Source organism: Anaerolineae bacterium (assembly GCA_013178015.1).
GTDB lineage: Bacteria > Chloroflexota > Anaerolineae > DRVO01 > DRVO01 > Ch71.
The window spans coordinates 19,897-38,653 of record JABLXR010000034.1; the positions used below are offsets into that span (position 1 = coordinate 19,897).

The 18,757-nt window shown below is 66.6% G+C and carries 16 protein-coding genes; 4 read left to right on the top strand and 12 right to left on the bottom strand.

The annotated features are described in order from the left end of the window. The first annotated feature begins 47 nt into the window (after positions 1–47). The gene (srlD, locus tag HPY83_13630; protein ID NPV08989.1) at positions 48–2,591 is read left to right on the top strand and encodes a sorbitol-6-phosphate dehydrogenase; all 2,544 of its coding nucleotides are present in this window, start codon (positions 48–50) and stop codon (positions 2,589–2,591) included. 30 nt (positions 2,592–2,621) lie between these two features. Here srlD and HPY83_13635 read toward each other — a convergent pair whose 3' ends face one another. The 12 genes from HPY83_13635 to lpdA form a co-directional block, all read right to left on the bottom strand. Beyond that, positions 2,622–3,497 carry a CehA/McbA family metallohydrolase gene (locus HPY83_13635; protein NPV08990.1) on the bottom strand — a complete coding sequence of 292 codons (876 nt, stop codon included), beginning with the start codon at positions 3,495–3,497 and terminating at the stop codon, positions 2,622–2,624. A 36-nt stretch (positions 3,498–3,533) separates the two neighbouring features. Then, a complete protein-coding gene (locus tag HPY83_13640) occupies positions 3,534–4,241 on the bottom strand; it encodes an NERD domain-containing protein (protein NPV08991.1) in 708 nt (235 codons plus the stop codon). Next, entirely contained in the window at positions 4,238–5,263 is a 1,026-nt protein-coding gene (plsX, locus tag HPY83_13645) for a phosphate acyltransferase PlsX (GenBank protein ID NPV08992.1), read from the bottom strand. Before plsX ends, HPY83_13640 begins: the two co-directional genes overlap by 4 nt. A 21-nt stretch (positions 5,264–5,284) precedes the next feature. Next, positions 5,285–6,067, bottom strand: coding sequence for a flavodoxin family protein (locus HPY83_13650; protein ID NPV08993.1), 783 nt, complete (start codon positions 6,065–6,067; stop codon positions 5,285–5,287). A gap of 128 nt (positions 6,068–6,195) precedes the next feature. Then, complete coding sequence (locus HPY83_13655) at positions 6,196–7,425, bottom strand: amidohydrolase (GenBank protein ID NPV08994.1); 1,230 nt, start codon at positions 7,423–7,425, stop codon at positions 6,196–6,198. After that, positions 7,422–8,840, bottom strand: a complete 1,419-nt coding sequence (locus HPY83_13660) for an aspartate kinase (protein ID NPV08995.1) — start codon at positions 8,838–8,840, stop codon at positions 7,422–7,424. Before HPY83_13660 ends, HPY83_13655 begins: the two co-directional genes overlap by 4 nt. 27 nt (positions 8,841–8,867) lie before the next feature. Continuing rightward, on the bottom strand, positions 8,868–9,575 hold the full coding sequence (locus HPY83_13665; GenBank protein ID NPV08996.1) for a hypothetical protein: 708 nt from the start codon (positions 9,573–9,575) through the stop codon (positions 8,868–8,870). A 75-nt stretch (positions 9,576–9,650) separates the two neighbouring features. Further along, complete coding sequence (locus tag HPY83_13670; GenBank protein ID NPV08997.1) at positions 9,651–9,872, bottom strand: hypothetical protein; 222 nt, start codon at positions 9,870–9,872, stop codon at positions 9,651–9,653. Between the two features lie 11 nt (positions 9,873–9,883). Then, positions 9,884–10,912, bottom strand: coding sequence for a hypothetical protein (locus HPY83_13675; GenBank protein ID NPV08998.1), 1,029 nt, complete (start codon positions 10,910–10,912; stop codon positions 9,884–9,886). Then, the gene (locus HPY83_13680) at positions 10,890–11,705 is read right to left on the bottom strand and encodes a lipoate--protein ligase family protein (GenBank protein ID NPV08999.1); all 816 of its coding nucleotides are present in this window, start codon (positions 11,703–11,705) and stop codon (positions 10,890–10,892) included. The genes HPY83_13675 and HPY83_13680 overlap by 23 nt, the downstream gene beginning before the upstream one ends. Then, a complete protein-coding gene (locus HPY83_13685; protein ID NPV09000.1) occupies positions 11,698–12,660 on the bottom strand; it encodes a radical SAM protein in 963 nt (320 codons plus the stop codon). Before HPY83_13685 ends, HPY83_13680 begins: the two co-directional genes overlap by 8 nt. 13 nt (positions 12,661–12,673) lie before the next feature. Next, positions 12,674–14,074, bottom strand: a complete 1,401-nt coding sequence (gene lpdA / locus HPY83_13690; protein NPV09001.1) for a dihydrolipoyl dehydrogenase — start codon at positions 14,072–14,074, stop codon at positions 12,674–12,676. Between the two features lie 562 nt (positions 14,075–14,636). Between lpdA and HPY83_13695 the strand changes: the two genes are divergently transcribed. From HPY83_13695 to HPY83_13705, 3 genes are all read left to right on the top strand, one after another. Then, positions 14,637–15,995: a TrpB-like pyridoxal phosphate-dependent enzyme gene (locus tag HPY83_13695; protein ID NPV09002.1), complete on the top strand. Its 1,359-nt coding sequence runs from the start codon at positions 14,637–14,639 to the stop codon at positions 15,993–15,995. A gap of 63 nt (positions 15,996–16,058) precedes the next feature. Further along, the gene (locus HPY83_13700; protein NPV09003.1) at positions 16,059–17,165 is read left to right on the top strand and encodes an alanine--glyoxylate aminotransferase family protein; all 1,107 of its coding nucleotides are present in this window, start codon (positions 16,059–16,061) and stop codon (positions 17,163–17,165) included. Next, the gene (locus HPY83_13705) at positions 17,165–18,757 is read left to right on the top strand and encodes a phosphoglycerate dehydrogenase (protein ID NPV09004.1); all 1,593 of its coding nucleotides are present in this window, start codon (positions 17,165–17,167) and stop codon (positions 18,755–18,757) included. Before HPY83_13700 ends, HPY83_13705 begins: the two co-directional genes overlap by 1 nt.

Consider the following 18,757-nt stretch of genomic DNA (forward strand, 5'->3'; position numbering starts at 1 on the left):
GTCGGCAGCCCGGGCAGCAGTTCCGCCTAGCTTACTAAGGAGCCGCCATGAGCGACCAACTGAACCGTTTCCGGCACGTGCGTCATCCCCTTCCCGAGGCCATGTGGACCTGGCCCCTCACGGGCGTGGGGCTAGATCACCTGGGCCATGAGCGCAAGGCCGTGACCGCGCCCATGCCCGACATAGGGCCCGACGAGCTGCTCCTGCGGGTGGACGCCGTGGGTCTCTGCTTCTCCGACACGAAGGTCATTGCCCAGGGACCAGATCACCCCAGGCTATACGGCCGGGACCTGAAATCGAACCCCGTCATTCTCGGTCACGAAGCGGCCATGACAGTGATGAGGGTGGGAAGCCGCCTGACCGGACGCTTTCACCTGGGCGAGCGCTACATCATCCAGGCTGACATCATCTACCGGGGGCAGGGGCTGGCCTTCGGCTACGCCCTGCCCGGCGCCATGAGGCAGTACGCCGTCGTCGGGCCGGAGGTGATCAACGGCGATGAGGGCTGCTATCTCCTCCCTCTCAACCCCGAGACGGGCTACGCCGAGGCCGCCCTCAGTGAGCCCTGGGCCTGTGTAGAACACTCCTACTCGCTGCAGTACCGTGCCGCCCTTCAGGACGGTGGCACGCTCCTCATCGCTGGCGGAAAGCCGGGTGTTGCCTACTCCTTCGAGTCCCTGGCCGCTGGCGGCAGGCCGAAACGGATAGTCTTGGCCGGCGTCCCCCAGTCGGTGCGTTCCAGCGTTGTCGCCGCTTTCGGAAGTGAGGCCGTCTCCGAGGAGGAGACACCCCTGGAGCCGGGGACCGTGGGGGCCCTACTGGAGGCGCACGGTGGCGGCTTCACTGATGTAGTTCTCCTGGATCCGGGCCCCGACGCAGTGGCTGCGTCCATGAAGGCACTGGCGAGGGGAGCCGCACTGGCCCTAGTGTGCACCGAGCCCCGCTCGATCATGGCCGATGTGGATGTGGGCCGGGTGCACTATGAGAACTGGGAAATCCTGGGGACGACTAGCCTTGACGTGGCCCAGGCCTACGCTGGCGGCGTACGCACCGAGCTTAAGGCCGGCGGCAAAGCCCTCTTCATCGGTGCAGGCGGCCCCATGGGCCGGATGCACGTGCAGCGGGCCATACAGTCGGCGAGCGGTCCCTCTCTTGTGGTGGCCAGCGACACGAGCGACGAGCGGCTGGAGAGCCTGAGGACCACGTTTGGGCCCGATGCCGAGCGCAGGAAGGTGAGCCTCGTGTGCGTCAACCCAGCCTCTCTGGGCCCAGAGCAATACGATGCCTTCCTCCGACGCCAGGCGCCAGACGGATACGACGATATTGTCCTGTTGGCGCCAGTCGCCAAGCTCATCACGACCAGCGTGCCTCACCTGGCCCATGGGGGCACGCTGAACATCTTTGCTGGCCTGGCGCGCGGTTCTATGGCAGAGGTTGACGCCTGCCTGTTCGCTACCAAAGGCATCCACTTCACCGGGTCCAGTGGCTCCTTCATAGCCGATCTGCAGGCAGTACTGGCCAAGGCCGAGCGGGGTGACCTGGCGCCTGAGCACTCAGTGGCGGCCATCGGCGGCATTCACGCCGGATGGGACGGGATGGAAGCCGTGATCAACGCCCGCTTCCCGGGCAAGATCGTTCTCTACCCCCAGATAGAGGACCTGCCCCTCACTTCACTCGCCGACCTGCATCAGGTCCTGCCCGACGTGGCCGCCAAGCTCGATGGGCAGGGTCGATGGACCAACGAGGCCGAGGAGGAGCTTCTCCGCCGGAGGCTGTCGCTTCCCGCCGGAATCACGGCTGAGTGGCGGCAACTCGTGGGTCAGAGTGCCGTGGTGACGGGGGCCGCGCAGGGCCTAGGAGAGGCCATTGCCCGCAGGCTGGCCCGCGAGGGAGCCAACGTGGTCCTGGGAGACCTGAACCTGCCCCGCGCTCAGGAGGTGGCTCAGGCCATAGAGAGGCAATACGGCACGCGGGCTCTCGCCATCCGCATGGACGTCACCGACGAGGACAGCGTGCGCGACGCACTGAGGCTGGCCGTAGCCGAGTTCGGCCGCCTCGACATCATGGTCTCAAACGCCGGCATTCTCCAGGCGTTCGACATCGCCGAGTTCCCCGCCGATGTCTGGCGCCGGGTCATTGAGGTGAACCTCACCGGTTACTTCATCTGCGCCCGAGAGGCGGCGCGCATCATGAAAGAGCAGGGGTCGGGCGTCATCCTGCAGATCAACAGCAAGTCGGGCAAGAAGGGATCCTTCCGTAACTCGGCCTACGCCTCCTCCAAGTTTGGGGGCATCGGCCTCACCCAGAGCATCGCCCTCGATCTGGCACCCTACAACATTCGCGTGAACTCCATCTGCCCCGGCAACCTGCTAGACTCGCCCCTGTGGGTGGACAGCCTGTACGAGCAGTACGCCCGGAAGTGGGGCATCACTCCTGCGGAGGTCCGGGAGAGATATCGGGCGCAAGTGCCACTGGGGCGCGGGTGCACCTACGAGGACGTCACCAACGTGCTGGTCTTCCTGGCCAGTCCCCAGGCGAGCTACATGACCGGCCAGGCCATCAACGTGACCGGCGGCCAGGAGATGCGCTAAGGCCCGCTCGGGCCTCAGCCGCTCCGGGGTTCAGCGGGCCAGGTAGATCGGGTTGCTCCAGGCCCGCCGGCCCTGTGGATCGTCCACTTCGAGACGCACGTACTTGGCTTCAGCGAGGCCGCCGAACTCGGCCTCGCTGACAGTCGTACCGGCTTCAGCGTGGACGCAGCCGCCGCGGTGCGCGTCACAGATGAAGGCGATGCGCCTGGCCTCTGACGTCCGGGCGTAAGCGCGGTTGCCGTCCACCACGAAGTCAAGTATCTCGGGGCCGGTGCTGGCATAGAAGCGCCCGGCCAGAAGCGCTTGGCGCAGTGCCGGGAGGCTGAGTTCGTCCGCTTGCACTGCCACCCAACCGCACCCGAAGTCGGCCCGGCTCCAATGAGCGTCGTCCACTGCCAGGCCCCACAGGCTTCTGCCCACGGCCAGGGCATCGTCCCAGTGGACGGCGGATAGCCCTTTGGCTATGTGCGCCTCGCAGGTGGCGTTATACACCTCGACCGCGAACACGCCGTCCACTCTCGCCACGGCCCACGAGGGCATACCGCACCAGTAGGGGTGGCAGAGTACGGCCAGACCCCCTGCTCTGGCTATGAATGAGACCACCGCTGCTGCATCCCGGAGCTCCTCTCGGGCAGGGCAGTCGGGTACGTCGAGCCCAACGATGTGATACAAGCCTAGGTCCGAGTCGGTGCCGTCGAACTCCACTCCGGGCACGATCAGGATTCCATCCGCCGTGAAAGGCGAAAGAGGCCTCCAGTGGTCAGTAACGGCCACGAAGTCATATCCGTGGTCTCGGTACCAGCGCACCGCGTCTTGCGGCGAGAGCTCGCCATCGGAGACAGTGGTGTGAGTGTGAAGGTTGCCCCGGAATGCCTTGGCCCCGGGGAGTAGGGTGCGCGCCTCCATGTTCCTCCATCCCGCGCGGTGCCCCGCGCCCGACTCCTACCTGGTGGTGCTCTCTGTTACGTCATCCAGCGTGCGCGCCAGAACGCGATATTGCTCAGCGCTGATGGTGCGCTTCTCGGAGCGCCTGAGAACGTCTTTCAGCGCTTTCGCGCGCACCATGGTCACGTCCGGGTTGCGGACTTCCAGATCTACCCGAGGGCTGAGGAACACCACCAGCGGCTCCACCGGCGGAGCATCGCCCTCCAGGTTCTGCGACACCCACCGCTCCAGCGCTTCCTGCTCCCACTTCGCCTCCCTGACCGGGTTCCCAAGTGACTCCGGACTAAACAGGCGAAGCAGCCGACCCAGCGAAAATCGGCGTTCCTGCTTGCAGGACCGGCCCTCACAGATGACCTTGCCGGCAACGCTCTTCAGCACCACGGCGTACAGCGCTCGCGGCGTAAGCAGGACATGGTCGGCAGGTAGGTAGAAATTGTAGAGCCGGTAGCGATCATCCAGCCCCTTGAGAGCGTCAGCCAGCTCCTGGTCCGGCCGGGGGCGGCGCGCGAACCGGAACGCTTGCACAATCCCATACTGCGAGGCTATCACGCCCACGATGAGCAAGCCCAGGGTGTAGAACGCCCACTCCGGCCGAGTCAGCGAGATGACCAAGCCCGTCCCCAGTGCCAGCAGGCCCACGAGGTTGCTTATCTGAGCCGTCTTCGTCCGCCGCCGGATCAGGGGCTCGTTACTGATCACCCTCATGGATTCTCCTCCCGTGGGCTCTCCAGGGTACGCAGGCCATCGGCGATGGCGCCCACCAGGTCCTGGCGCGCGGCGTTAGCCCCTGCCCGGACCAGGCTGGCGATGGCGTTGGCCTGCGAGCGCCCGTGCCCCACCACCACTGCCCCCGCCACGCCCAACAGAGGAGCCCCGCCGATCTCGGTATAGTCCAGCCTGGCCAGCACCTTCCGCAGTGACGGTCGCAACAGGGCGCCGCCTATCTGGCCTCGTAGAGAAGCCTTGGCCTCTCTGCGCACCAACCCCACGATGAGGCCAGCTACTCCTTCCGCTGTCTTGATCAGCACGTTCCCGGTGAAGCCATCGGTCACCACCACATCTGCAGCCCCGGCGAACAGGTCCTTGCCCTCAACATTGCCCACGAACCGCAAGTTGCTGGCCTTCAGCAGGGGGTATGCCTCTTTGACCAGATCATTGCCCTTGCCCTCTTCCTCGCCGTTGGACATGAGCCCTACCCGGGGGGAAGCCACTCCCAGCACTCGGCTGCTGTAGACGTGGCCCATGAGCCCGAACTGCAGCAGGTCGTGGGGGCGGCACTCCGTGTTGGCCCCGATGTCTAGGAGCAGCGATTGGCCGTCCTGCGCCGGGAGGCAAGTCGCGAGAGCCGGTCGTCTGATCCCGCTGATTCGGCCCAGCTCGAATAGGGCCGCAGCGAGAGCAGCTCCGGTGTTCCCCGCGGTGACGAAGGCGTCGGCCTCGCCCCGCTTCACCAGGCGCAGGCCCACCGACATGCTGTTGTCAGGGCGGCTTCGGACTGCCACCGCTGGCGCCTCGTCCATACCTACTTCCTGCGATGCGTGCCGAATGGTCAGCCGTCCGCTATCGCCTGAGATGCCCAGAGAAGCGGCGATCGTGGGTTCATCCCCTACCAGCACCACGTCCACATCGGGGAGGGCAGACACCGCCTGCACTGCTCCCGCCACTGCCGCTGGGACTCCGTTGTCCCCGCCCATAGCGTCCAGCACTACCCGTATACGACCGGCCATACCCCCGCCCAGGCCGCGGTGTTACAGCTCACCGCGAGCCAGTTCGAATGCGTGCACCGCCACCTCAGCGGCCGCACGGCGATCAGCCGCTTGCAGCCTCCTCGCTTCAGCGCACAGGCGCTTCACCTCTTCCGGTTCCCGTCCCAGTCCGGCAGCCTGCTCCGCCAACCAGATCAGCTCCTCCAGATGGTCGTGACAGGCGAACTGGAGCCCGTCGTAGTGCGCCAGCAACTCAGCCAAGTTGGCAAAGGGCACCGGCTCATCGGCCTGCCGCCCCAACTCGGCACCTGCCTCCCTCGCCGCTGCAATGGCCTGCTCCAAGTTGTAGCGCGTTGCCCCAATGGGGTCCAGGGCTCGGTAGCCCCATAGGCACAAGAAGTCCTGCAGAGATCGTATGGCGCCGCTGATGCCGGTACCCGTCCCGCCTGCCACGGCGATCGCCAGAGCGGGCCTTCCATTGGGCTGGCGCGCCAGAGAAGCCCGACCCGGGATCCGGTACCGGTCCATGAAGACGTGGGTCAGCGCGTTGGCCTGCCACACGTAGACCGGTGCCCCGAGCACGAGGCCGTCTGCCTCATTCACCAGGCTGCTCAGCTCCCCGGGATCGGGAGAACGAATGCAGATGCCATCGGTGAAACACGGGGCCCCGCAGTCCTCGCAGGGAGCCAGCTCCCAGTCGGCCAAGTACTCGATCCTCGTGCTCGCCCCACTGCGCCGAGCGCCCTCCAATGCGGCACTGACCAGACGGTGCGTCAGTCCCTGTTCCCTTCTCGGACTGCCCACAAGCCCCACTATCGCAGGCATTCTGCTCCTCCCTGACTATGCTCGCTGACCGGCTCGGCCTGCCGTCCGGACCGTCGCGCCTACGCACGGTAGAAGGCACATTCGCCCATCGGGTTGGCTCCACAGGCTAGCAGAGCCCGTCGGCGGGGTCAATCGCCTGCTCCGGTCGCCTGAGTGAGGTAGCGCAGGGCACACCCAGCCAACAGGGCCGCCCCGATCGGCAGAGCGGCCTCGTCGACCTCAAAGGTGGGGCTGTGACCCCAGGTCGGTTCCTGTCCCTCAGGGGTGACGCCCAGGCGAAAGAAGCAGCCCCGGCACTGTTGGGCCAGGAGGGAGAAGTCCTCCGCGCCCATGCTAGGCTCGATATCCCGCACTGCTCCGGCACCCAGCATCTTCTCCGCCACCTGCCGCACCAGATCCGTCAGAGCCCCATCGTTGACAGTGACCGGATATCCACGGCCTATGCCCACTTCGCAGGAGCCGCCCAAAGCCGCCGCTATTCCCGGAGCGATCTGCCGGATCTCGCTGTGGACTGCCTCGCGGGTGCGCTCGTCCAGCGTGCGGATGGTCCCCGTCATTACCACCGACTCGGGAATGATGTTCGCCCGCGTCCCGCCACTGATGGTCCCCAGGGAAACAACGGCGGGCGCTAGCGGGTCCACCGAGCGCGACACCACGCTCTGTAGGGAGCTCACGAGCTGCGAAGCGATGTAGATGGGATCGCGCGAGCGGTGCGGCTGAGCCGCATGAGCCCCACACCCTTTCACCACCAACTGCAGCGAGTCTGAAGCCGCTTGCACCGCGCCAGCCCGTACCCCGACAGTTCCCGTAGGCAACTCGGTGATGACGTGCAGGCCAAATACCGCCGAGACCCCTTCCATGGCCCCGTCCTGGATCATCCGCGCTGCGCCAGAGAAGCCTTCGGAGTCGGCAGCCTCCTCGCTGGGCTGAAAGAGCAGTCGCACAGCCCCCGGTAACCGTCGGCCGCTCAGCAGACGAGCCGCCCCTAGAAGGATGGCGACGTGGGCGTCGTGCCCACAGGCGTGCATCAAGCCTGGCCGACGAGAAGCATAGGGGAGCGCGGTCGTCTCTTGGATGGGGAGAGCGTCCATGTCCGCCCTCAAAGCCACTACCGGCTCGGCGCTTCCTAGATCCGCCACCACTCCCGTCCGGCCCACGCCCTCGCGGATACGCCACCCACCTCGTTTGCCGCCAGCACGATCCATCTGCCGCAACGACGAGACCACTAGCCGAGCCGTGCGAACCTCCTCGAAGCCCAGCTCGGGCCACTGGTGGATCTCCCGCCGCCACCGGACCAAGTCGCCAGCCATCTCCATCGCCTGCGACAGCAGGCCGTCGCTCCCCCTTGCAGCCGTCATGAGTCCTCTCCCCTGCCCAGGCAGGAACGGTCGTGAACCGCCCGCACCGCCTCCTCTATGTCGGCTTCGTCCAGGACGAAAGAGAGGTTATGCTCTGAGGATCCCTGAGCGATGCATATCACATTTATGCCTCTGCTTCCCAGAGCGTCGAACACCCGGGCGGCTATCCCCGGCGTGCCTTTCATCGCGGCGCCGACCACCGCCACCACACCTACGTTGTTCTGAGCCCAGATGTCATCGATGTCGTGGCGAGCTTTCTCCACGGCGAACTCCGCTTCCAGTGCGGCAATGGCGCGCTCTGCCGAGGAGCCCGGAACCACAAAGCAGATGTTCTGCTCCGATGAGGACTGGGTGATCACCAGAACGCTTATCCCCTCCCGGGCCACAGCCGTGAAGACCTTGGCAGCGATGCCCGGAACGCCCAGCATCCCCCGGCCTTGCACCGTCACCAGGCTCAACCCTCTCACCGAGGTGATCCCGCGTACGCCCTGGGCCGAGGGCGCCGCCCTGGCCGTGATCAGGGTGCCGGGGTGGCTGGGGTTGAACGTGTTCTTGATGCGAATGGGAATGTCGGCAGCCTGTGCCGGCAGCATGGTCTTGGGGTGCAGCACCTTGGCGCCGAAGTATGCTAGCTCCGCTGCCTCCGCGTACGAGATCTCTGGCAAACTCCGGGCCTCCGGCACGATCCGAGGGTCTGCGGTTAGCACCCCATCAACGTCTGTCCATATCCAGATCTCCTCGGACGATAGAGCCGCTCCTATGAGTGAGCCCGAGTAGTCGCTGCCGCCTCGGCCGAGTGTAGTTGTCACACCAGCGCGGGTTGCCCCAAGGAATCCCGTCACCACAGGCACTGTGCCGGCCTCCAACAGAGGGAGCAGGGTGTCTCGGGTCGCCTGCCGCGTCTCCTCCAGGAGCGGGTTGGCGGAGCCGTAACAGGCGTCGGTGATCACTAGGCGCGTCGCCTCCACCGGGACCGAGTCGAAGCCCATACCCCGCAAGCACCCCGCCACGATGCGGCAGGACATGCGTTCGCCCAGGGCAATGATGGCGTCCAGGCCTCGAGCGGTAAGCTCGCCGAGGACGGACACGCTCTCGCACAGCCGCAGCAGCAGGTCCAGCAGAGACGACACCTCCTCCCCTATGGATTCGCGCTCGCCTTCGGGCACGCAGGCACTGATCGCCTGCAGATGTCGGGTCAGCAACTGCAGCCGCGTCGCCCGAAAAACGTCGGTCTGGCCCATCTCTGCCGATGTGGCGGACCGGATCAGGGCGTCGGTGACGCCGCTCATCGCCGAGACAACGGCGACCACCGCGTGCCCCTCGTTGACGCTAGCTCCAATGAGCTCCGCCGTGCGTCGGATTGCCTCTCCATCACCGACCGAAGTCCCGCCGAACTTCATGGTCCGGATGCGCATGCACCTCTCTCCACTCAACGCCTCGGCCTAGCCAGGCGTGCCAGTTGACTGAGCGTAGTACTCCTGCAGGTACCGGGTCTTCAGTGCCGTGATCTCGCCATCATCCATGATTTCCGGCCCCAGCGTCAGGCTCTTACTGGACACAGCCGGAGGGCTGCCCCGCTCCCCCAAAACCACCTCGGTGATGCCCAGGTACTCGCCCAGCCCCCCTGCCCGGACGAGAGCCACCGCCCCTTGCCAGGCCACTTCAGATTGCGGGGCTCCGGCTCCACCTCCGACAACCAAGTCTATCCTGGGGACCTGCTGTGCCAGCTCTCGTTCGGCTGCTGGTCCCAGGTTGGAGAGCACGATGACCAAGTGCGCTTGGTCGGCAAGCGCGGGAAAATGCTGCAGAGCCGCCGCGACCGGGTCGCCCACCTCGACCGGTTCCTCCATGGCTGCCCTGGGCGGCCCGGTGAGGCCAAGGACGGCGATCGTGGCCCCTTCCCGCTCGAGCAAGACGTATGGCGGGGCGAGCAGTTGCCCCTCGACCGTAAGGTTAGCGCTCACGATGGCGAAAGCGGCCTCCGCCATCCGTTCTCTCAGCACCTCGAGGCCTAGAGTTAGGTCCTGTGGCCCTAGCGCCATGGCATCGTACCCCATCAAGTTCATGGCCTCGACTGTGATCCTGCCCTGGCTCCACTGGTTCAGGTCCTTTCGCGAGCCGGACGACAGAGTGTTGCCTGCGTCGAGCACCAGCCGGGCTACTCCGGCCTCGCTCCGTGCCCTAATCGCGCTGGCCCGCCGGGCCAGCCCCCCCTTGGGCGGGCTTCAGCCGCACGGGTCCACGTACCCCATCACGTCGTTGGTGTGGAAGATCAGCAGGCGGGTGCCTGCCGGAACCGCCCCTAGGGTGCGGGGCGTCACGGCCGCCGGCTGGTTCGCAGAAGTGACCTCCGCTGACGGTCTGCTCGACCGCATGCAGGCCGATAGCAGCGCTGTCATCAACAACGAGCCGCCCGAGCTCAGAAACGCGCGCTTGCTCCCGTCCACTAGCTGACCTCCTACCTCTGCCTAGATCTCCTCGAGGCGGCCACCGCCGCCAGACCGGCGAAGCCCGCGGCGGCCAGCAACAGCCCCAAACCACCTCCACCAGACACCGCCGCCACCTCAACTTCCGGCGTCACGTACAGAGCAGGCGGCAAGGTGGCCGCAGCGCTGGCCAGCACCCACACTTGCGGCGAGGGCCTGGGCGTGGCGGTCGGCGGCAGGGACGGCGCCGTCTGGCTTCGCCGCGGGCCCGCAGTCTGCGTCGCTGTCACGACGGCCTCAGGTGTTGCCGTCGAAGTGGTGGTGGGCGGCGACGTCTCGCTTGGCACAGGTGATCCACTCGGCGAAGGTGGCATCTCCGGTGCCTGCGTCGAGGGCGAGACGGGTTCCGACGTGGCCGTGGGCGCCAGAGCCAGAGTGGCCTGAGGCTCCATCACCGGCACCGACTCGTCCCGCACCAGGCTGACCGCGTCCAGGAAGGCCTGATCCGCTCCGTACGTCCGTGGGTTGTTCACCCGAACGAACACGGTGATCCGATCCGACTCTGCCACCGCACGCGCCCGCAACTCCGGGTTGGTGCGCTTCTTCTCCCACACTTCCGGGCTCCACACCACCGAAGGCGACTGCGGGTCCGTGCCACCCCAGGGGTCTATTCCCACGGCCCGGCCCATCTCCGGGCCCTCCGACTGGAAGACGGCCCAGCCGATGAAGGCCTCGTAGGTTGCGCCCAACTCCACCCCGCTCACCTCCTGGTAGATGCCAGCAACGAAGCCCTCCCCGTCGCTCCAGATCCTGAGCGCTGGTTGCTTGGGAGTATCCGAGGCGGCGTCGAACGCCGGGTGCCCAGCGATCACGAACGGCCACCAGCCCGTAGGCACCTCGCCGCCAGGAGCGGCGCCGAAGGTGTCGAACTGGCAGTTGAAGGTCAAGTTGGCGGGGCTCTCGCAGGGGTCCTCGGCCGCCGCACCGCACCACCAGGCGATAGCCGCCACGGCGACCACCAGGAGGACCAGCCCAGACCTAGCTACGAAGGTTCCAGGCATCGCTCTCATATTTGGTCTGGGCGAGCCCCGAAGCGCGTCTGAGCTCGTCACGGGTCAGCGGAGCCTCTTCCCAGGTGATGCCCAGGGTTAGGGCCAGACCCCGAGCCAGCGCGTCCACCACTTCGTCGAAGCCAGCGGTGCGCCCCAGGGCCTGCGCCACCGTGGCAGCACGCTGCCGCAGCAAATCCCGGGCCCGTTCCCTCTCCTCCTTGGGCAGCTTCAGGAAATCCACCACCTCCCCTACGTCGCCCGAGAGAGGAATGGATCCGTGCTGCAAGACCCCATCGCCGCGTCTCCACTGGGCGCTCCCCACCAACTTGCGGCCGGCCGCCGTGAGCTCGTACCGCGACGGGGCATCGAAGCAGGCGGCGGAGGTGCCTCCCACCGTCACGGCGTTCCGCTCGTCCGACACCGGAAGGCCCAGTAGCGATAGCCCGCACCGAAACCCGGCGCTAAGCCGCCGGTACGACTCCAGAACTCCCCCGGCCATCCGCCAGTCCGCCGCCGGTGCGGCGATGCAGTAGGTCACCTCGTCGCGGTGCAGCACGGCGCGACCGCCACTGGGGCGCCGGACGAACCCCCAGCCTCGGCGGGCCAGGGCGGCGAGATCGAACCCCTGCGCCGTCTGCGAATAGCCGATGCTCAAGCACGTAGGTCGCCACCGATAGAATCGCAACGTGGGCGGTGAGTCGCCTCGTTCTGCCGACTCCAGAACGGCTTCGTCCAGACCCATGTTCATGGCCCCAGAGAACTCCCCATCCCGGATCAGCCGCCAGCAAGCGTGGTCAGACAACGCCGGCCTCGACCAGTTCTTTCAGTTGCGCCAGCCCGCTCGTCAACATAGCTTCGCGGGTCTCCTCCTGGGTCAGAGGGCGCGGGTAGTTGTAGAGGTCGCCGCCCGGGCGCTCATTGTAGTAGGGCCGGTTGCAGCCAGGGCAGCCGGATGTCTGGAACGCCATTCCATCGAGGAGGTGGCCGGCGGCCCGCTCCGGCAGGCGAGCCAGACGCCCCTCAGCATCGAAATCGCAATCGCCTGCTCGCACCACTCCGAGCGCGATCAGGTAAGCAGCAATCTGCACCCGGCGATAGCTGGGTAGCGGGGGCTGCCCGCTTCCGGCGAGGCGAGTTCCGGGCACCGGGCAGAAGGCGAACAGCCCCACCGTTGCCCCCAAGTCAGCGTAGAGCTGGGCCGCTTCCACCAACTCCTTCTCGCTCTCCCCTAGGCCGGCAATGAGGTGAACGGCAAGCCGCCCCGGGTGGTTGTGCGCGACGTGCTCGATCAGGTCGCGATAGAGCCGCCATCCGCCGCCCTTGACGGCGCCAAAGATCGCCGCGGTGGCAGCGTCCACGCCGAACCCGATGTGATCCACGCCCGCCTCGATCAATGCGTCAGCGGCCCGCGGAGTCGGGGGCAAAACCGACACATCCACCGGCAGCGCCAGGGCCTGCTTCAGCTCGCCAACGAGGGCGACAAGCCGATCGAAGGCGCCGGCCGCGGCAGTGCATTGCAGACACACCCTCTGGAACGCGCCCTCGCGCTCTCTCAGCGCATGCAGAACGTCCCGGACGGGGAAAGGGGGCCAGGAGACGCGGGAGAGCATGTCTTCGGGGCCCGTGCTGGAGCGTGCCTGAGCGCAGAAGCCGCAATCCCGCTCACAGCGCCCGCCGACCATCAGGTACGCCGTCGTGGGCGCTACTGTCAGCGGTATCCGGCACAATTCCAGCACGCTCGCGGTGCCCGCGGACACCCCGACGCGCCGCTCAGACTCGGCGATAGTGGATCCCCTCCCCGCAGACGGCCGCCGTTGCCGCCTCCATCAGGCATTCCGATAGCGTCGGGTGCTGGTGCATAGTACTGGCCAGGTCGGATGCGCTTAGACCAGCTTTCACCGCCAGCGCCCCTTCGCCGATCAGCTCACTGGCGTGAGCCCCCATCATGTGCACGCCCAAGACCCGCCCCGTCTCGCTGTCGTACACTAGCCGGACTAGGCCCTCCTCCTCGCCCATGGTCAGTGCCCGCCCGCTAGCCGATAGCGGGAAACGAGCCACGGCCGGGCTGTAACCGGCAGCCTTGGCCTCGGCCTCTGTCAGGCCGACTCCGGCGATCTCTGGGTCAGTGAAGACGCAGTTGGGGACCGCCAGGTAGTCTATCTCCCTGTCCCCTCCCAGAGCGTTCTCGGCCGCTACCATGCCTTCGTGTGAGGCGACGTGGGCCAGCATCCAGCCTCCTACTACGTCACCAGCGGCGTATATGCCGGGCACGCTGGTGCGCAGGCGCGAGTCCACCCGGATGAAGCCACCGCCGTCCGTCTCTACGCCTACCTCCTCCAGCCCCAGGCCCTGCGTCACCGGAGTCTGGCCCGTTGCTAGGAGGATGGCGTCGGCGTCCACGTGGGCTGTCTGGCCGTGGGCGCTATAGTGCAGCCTGAGCCTCCCTTCCACGGTCTCGATGCGATCGAACTCGAGGCCAACCGTGATACTCAGTCCCCTGCGCGCGGCCAGGGAGCGATACCGGCGGGCCAACTGGGGATCTACCGACTTGAGGAAAGTGCGCCGGCCCAAAACCGTGACCTGGCTACCCAGGTGGTGGAAGATGGTGGCCATTTCCATGCCCACCACGCTAGCGCCAACCACGACCAGCCGCCGCGGCAGCTCCTGCAGCCCAAGCAGCTGACGCGAGTCGAGCACGCCGGGCAGCTCGATGCCCGGCAGCGGCGGGCGCGCAGCCACCGAGCCGGTAGCGATCAGCGCGCTGCTGAATGATAGCTCCCTCGTTGAGCTGTCCGGTAGCCGCACCGCTGCCCGATCGGGAGCCACCAGGCGAGCTTCACCTGCCACCACCTCGACGCCCCGGGCATCCAGCAGCTCGCGGACCGATCCCACGATGCGAGAGACAATGGCATCCTTGCGTGCCATCACCGCCGCGAAGTCGGCCCGGACGCTGCCTTCGACGACCAGTCCATACCGGCTCGCCTCTCGCATCTTCCGGAAGAGGGTGGCGCTCTCCACCAGGGCCTTGGTGGGGATACAGCCACGGTTCAGGCACGTCCCCCCTATGCACTCCTTCTCAATCAGCGCCACCCGACCGCCCAACTGGCTGGCCCGGATGGCGGCCACGTATCCCGCCGGCCCCGCTCCGATCACTACGAAGTCATAACGCATGCCGCTCGGCCCGTCCCTGGGGAAGTAGTAGACGATTATACGCGCCTCCTGAACCGACCGGCAAAGCTCCAGGCAGGTTACAGGTTACAGGCGACAGGTTACAGGGCCGGAGGCAGGGCAGGCACCACAGATGCCCCCGAGACATGTCGCCTATCCCCTGTCCCCTGTCCCCTGTAACCTGTAACCTGCCTTTGACAGTTCGGGCGCGGGCTCGTATACTGCCACCTACAACAGGATACTCAAGGCGTGGATCAGGAGTAGTAAGCGGGCCGGCCAGGCCACCAGAGAGCCCGGGTGAGGTGAAAGCCGGGTGCCGGGGTCGCCGCCGAATGGACCTGGGAGTCGCGGGTTGAAAGCATGCTGCAAGTAGGCCCTGCCGCCTGGCCATCGTTACAAGGCTCCGCCGCCTGGCGGCGGGTGAGAGAGGTCGCGTGGGCGACCTAAGCGGGGTGGCACCGCGGGAGGAACACTCTCGTCCCTAGTCGGACGGGGGTGTTTTTGTTTGCCTGTGTGCGACGCCGGCCCTCCGGGGGCGGTAGGTCCCATATCTCGGGAGGTTGACATGGCAGTTGACTACAAGATCGTTCTGAGCGAGTCGGAAATCCCTCACGCCTGGTACAACGTTCAGGCCGATATGCCCACTGAGCTTCCACCGCCGGTGCATCCGGCCACCCACCAGCCGGTAGGGCCGCAGGACTTGGCTCCCCTTTTCCCCATGGCGCTCATCGAGCAGGAAGTCAGCACTGAGCGCTACATCGAGATCCCATCCGAGGTCCGTGACGTACTCCGTCTGTGGCGGCCTTCGCCATTGCACCGCGCCGTGCGACTGGAGAAGGCTCTGGGAACCCCGGCGCGCATCTACTACAAGAACGAAGGTGTCAGCCCCCCTGGCAGCCATAAGCCCAACACGGCCGTCGCCCAGGCCTACTACAACAAGCGCGAAGGCGTCCGCGCCATAACCACCGAGACGGGAGCCGGACAGTGGGGCAGCGCCCTGGCCATGGCCACCCAAATGTTCGGCCTGCAGTGCAAGGTCTTCATGGTCAAGGTGAGCTACCAGCAGAAGCCCTACCGTCGGTCCATGATGCAGGTATGGGGCGCGGAGGTGGTGGCCAGCCCTAGCGAAGAGACCGAGGCCGGGCGCAAGGTGCTGGCCCAGGACCCCAGTTCGCCGGGATCTCTAGGCGTGGCCATCAGCGAGGCGGTGGAGGTGGCAGCCCAGCGCGAGGACACCAAGTACTCCCTGGGCAGCGTGCTCAACCACGTCCTCCTGCACCAGACCGTCATCGGCGAGGAATGCCTCAAGCAGATGCAGTTGGCCGGAGACTATCCCGACGTGGTGATCGGCTGCGTTGGCGGCGGGTCCAACTACGCCGGGATTGCCTTCCCCTTCGTGCGGGAACGGCTCGATCGGAACCTCGACACTCGGTTTGTCGCCGTCGAACCCACCGCTTGCCCTACTCTCACTAAGGGCGTCTACGCCTATGACTTTGGCGATGTGAACTGCACCACCCCGTTGCTCAAGATGCATACCCTGGGGCACGACTTCATCCCACCCGGGATCCACGCCGGTGGCCTTCGCTACCACGGCATGGCTCCTCTCGTGAGCGCCCTGGTGGAGGTTGGCATTATTGAGCCCCGCGCCTACGGGCAGACGAGCGTGTTCGAGGCTGCCGTCACCTTCTCCCGGGCCGAGGGCATCGTCCCCGCTCCCGAGTCGGCCCACGCCATCCGCGCCGCCATTGACGAAGCCCTTCAGGCCAAGGAGACGGGCGAGGAGCGATGCATCCTCTTCAATCTGAGCGGGCACGGGCACTTCGACATGGGCGCCTATGACGCTTACCTGGCCGGCAAACTCGAGGACTTCGAGTACCCCCGGGAAGCCATCGAGAGGTCGCTCGCCTATCTGCCCGCTGTGTGATCACTCCCGTAGCCGGGTCGAAGGTGCCCCGGCATCTGGTACAAGGTCGTAAAGGAAGCCGTTATGTCTAGAACGCTGGAAGTCCGGGTGCCCGGCCCCACCCCTCTTCCGCCTGAGGTCCGGGCCGCCCTCAGCCGGCCCATGGTGAGCCACCGGAGCAGGGAGTTCCGGGAGCTCCTTTCCTCCCTAGATCGGCGCTTGCGGCCCCTCATCGGCACCCCCGATGAGGTCGTGTTCCTGACCACCTCCGGCACCGGCGGCCTCGAGGCCGCGGTGGCTAACACGGTGGAGGCGGGCGACCGCGTGCTCTCCGTCTGTACCGGCTACTTCGGAGAGCGGTTCGCCGAGATCGCCCGCCGCTACGGAGCCAGCGTTGACTACCTGCGCTTCGAGCCAGGCCAGCCGGCCGACCCAGCTACGGTCCGAGACCGGCTGGAGGCTAATGAGTACCGGGCGGTGCTGGTGACGCACTGCGAGACCAGCACCGGTGTCCTCAACGACGTCGTTGCCTTGGCCCAGGTCGTGCGCCAGGCACCCACAAAGCCCCTGCTTCTTCTAGACGCGGTCAGTTCCCTGGGTGCGGTGCCCTTCGACATGAACGCGATAGGTGCGGACATCGTCGTGACTGCTTCACAGAAGGCGTGGATGACGCCTCCGGGGTTGGCCATGCTGGCCCTCTCCCCCCCTGCCTGGAGCCGGGTGGAGAACTGCGCCACCCCCAGGCTCTACTTTGACCTCCTTGCAGCCAGGGACAGCGCCCGCCGCGGCGAGACTCCGTGGACCCCAGCTCTCACCCTGCTCTATGGCCTGGACGTGGCCCTCGACCTGATCGCTGACGAAGGGCCTCAGGCCGTCTTCGCCCGTCACCAGGCTTTGGCCCGTCTCGTCAGGGACGGGCTGCGCCGGCTGGGATTCGTCCCGCTGGCGGCGGAGGCCTATGCCTCCCCCACGGTTACCGCCGCCTACTTGCCCGCCGGAGTCAGGTTCGCGGAGCTGTCGCAGCATCTGGAAGACGAGTTTCGGGTGCAGGTGTCTGGAGGGCAGGGACCGCTGAAGGGAAAGCTGCTGCGCATCGGCCACATGGGCTACATCGCCGAGGGCAACGTTACCTACCTGCTGGAGGCGATCGAAGCCGCCCTTCGGCGCTGCCGGTCCCCCGAGGCGACCTGATGCCACGGGTCCTGCTGACCGACCCTATAGACGATGAGGCGGTTGCCCTTCTGGCCCGCGAGGCCGAAGTGCTGCAGGTGCCGCAAGGAGGGGACGCACGCCTAACTGAGTTGGCGTCCGGTGCCGACGGGATCATCGTCCGTAGTGGCACCCGGATTGCCCGTGAGGTGATCCTCTCGGCTCCCTCCCTGCGGGTCATCGGGCGGGCCGGCGTGGGCGTGGACAACATAGACCTAGAGGCAGCTACCGAGAGGGGCGTGTGGGTAGTCAATGCCCCCGACAGCAACTCCGTGGCGGTGGCCGAGCACGTCTTTGCCCTGATGCTGTGCTTGGCACGGCGCGTCCTGTGGGCGGCGGAGAGCTTGGCGCGCGGTGAGTGGCGCAGAGCGTCCTTCCGGGGCGAGGAGCTGAACGGCAAGGTCCTCGGCATCGTTGGGCTGGGGCGCATAGGAAGACGAGTGGCGGAGCGTGGTCGCGCCTTCGGAATGATCGTGCTGGCTCACGATCCCTTCGTCGCCCCCGCCCAGGCGCAGGCGGTGGGAGCTCGCCTCGTGCCCCTAGCCCAGCTGTTGAGGGAGAGCGACTTCGTCACCCTCCACCTTCCCTCCACCACAGAGACGGACGGGCTCCTGGGAGAAGAGCAACTGGCCGCCTGCAAGCCTGGCGCCTACCTAATCAACTGCTCGCGTGGAAGCGTGGTAGACGAAGCTGCGCTCCTAAGAGCCCTGGACTCCGGCCACCTCGCGGGAGCGGGGCTGGACGTCTTCGCTTGCGAGCCGCCCAAGGACTCGCCCCTGGTTCGCCATCCTGCCGTAGTGGCCACGCCTCACATCGGCGGGATGACTCGGGAGGCCCAGAGGAACGTGGCCCTGGCCGTAGCCGAGCAGGTGCTGGCAGTGCTGCAGGGGCGACCCCCGTCACACCCGGTGAACGCCCCCGCGTTGAGTCCCGAGGAGCAGGAACGGATTGGCCCCTACCTGGACTTGGCCCGGAGGCTGGGGCGGTTCTACGCTGCCGTGGCAGAACACCCCGTGGTGTCGGTGGAGATGTGCTTCGCCGGCCAGGCTGTCGAGACCGGCACCACCCTGATCACCGCAGCCGCCCTGCAGGGGCTGCTGGAGGGCGTGTCAGACATGCCGGTCAACCTCGTCAACGCGCGGGTGGCGGCACTGAGCCGGGGCATCTCGGTGACCGAGACCACCTCGGCGAGCGCGAGTCCTTACTCGGAACTGCTCTCCCTGACTATCCGAACCGACGATGGTCCGCATCGGCTGTCAGGGACGATACTCCACGGCCAGCCCTACATCGTTCGCATCGAGGACTTCTGGATTACCTTCATACCGGCCGGTACCCTGCTGTACACCGAGCACATAGAGCAGCCCGGCATCCTCGGGCGGATGGGCACGCTCCTGGGCGAGCGCAACGTGAACATCTCCTTCGTGCAGGTGGGAAGGAGCGCCCGAGGCGGCCGGGGAGTCATGATCCTGGGCATTGACGACGTCCTGTCCCAGGATGATCTGGGCGCCGTATGCCAGCAGCCTAGCGTCATCAGGGCGCGCCTGGTGCGGCTTCCGCCCGTCCCTTCCGGGTGA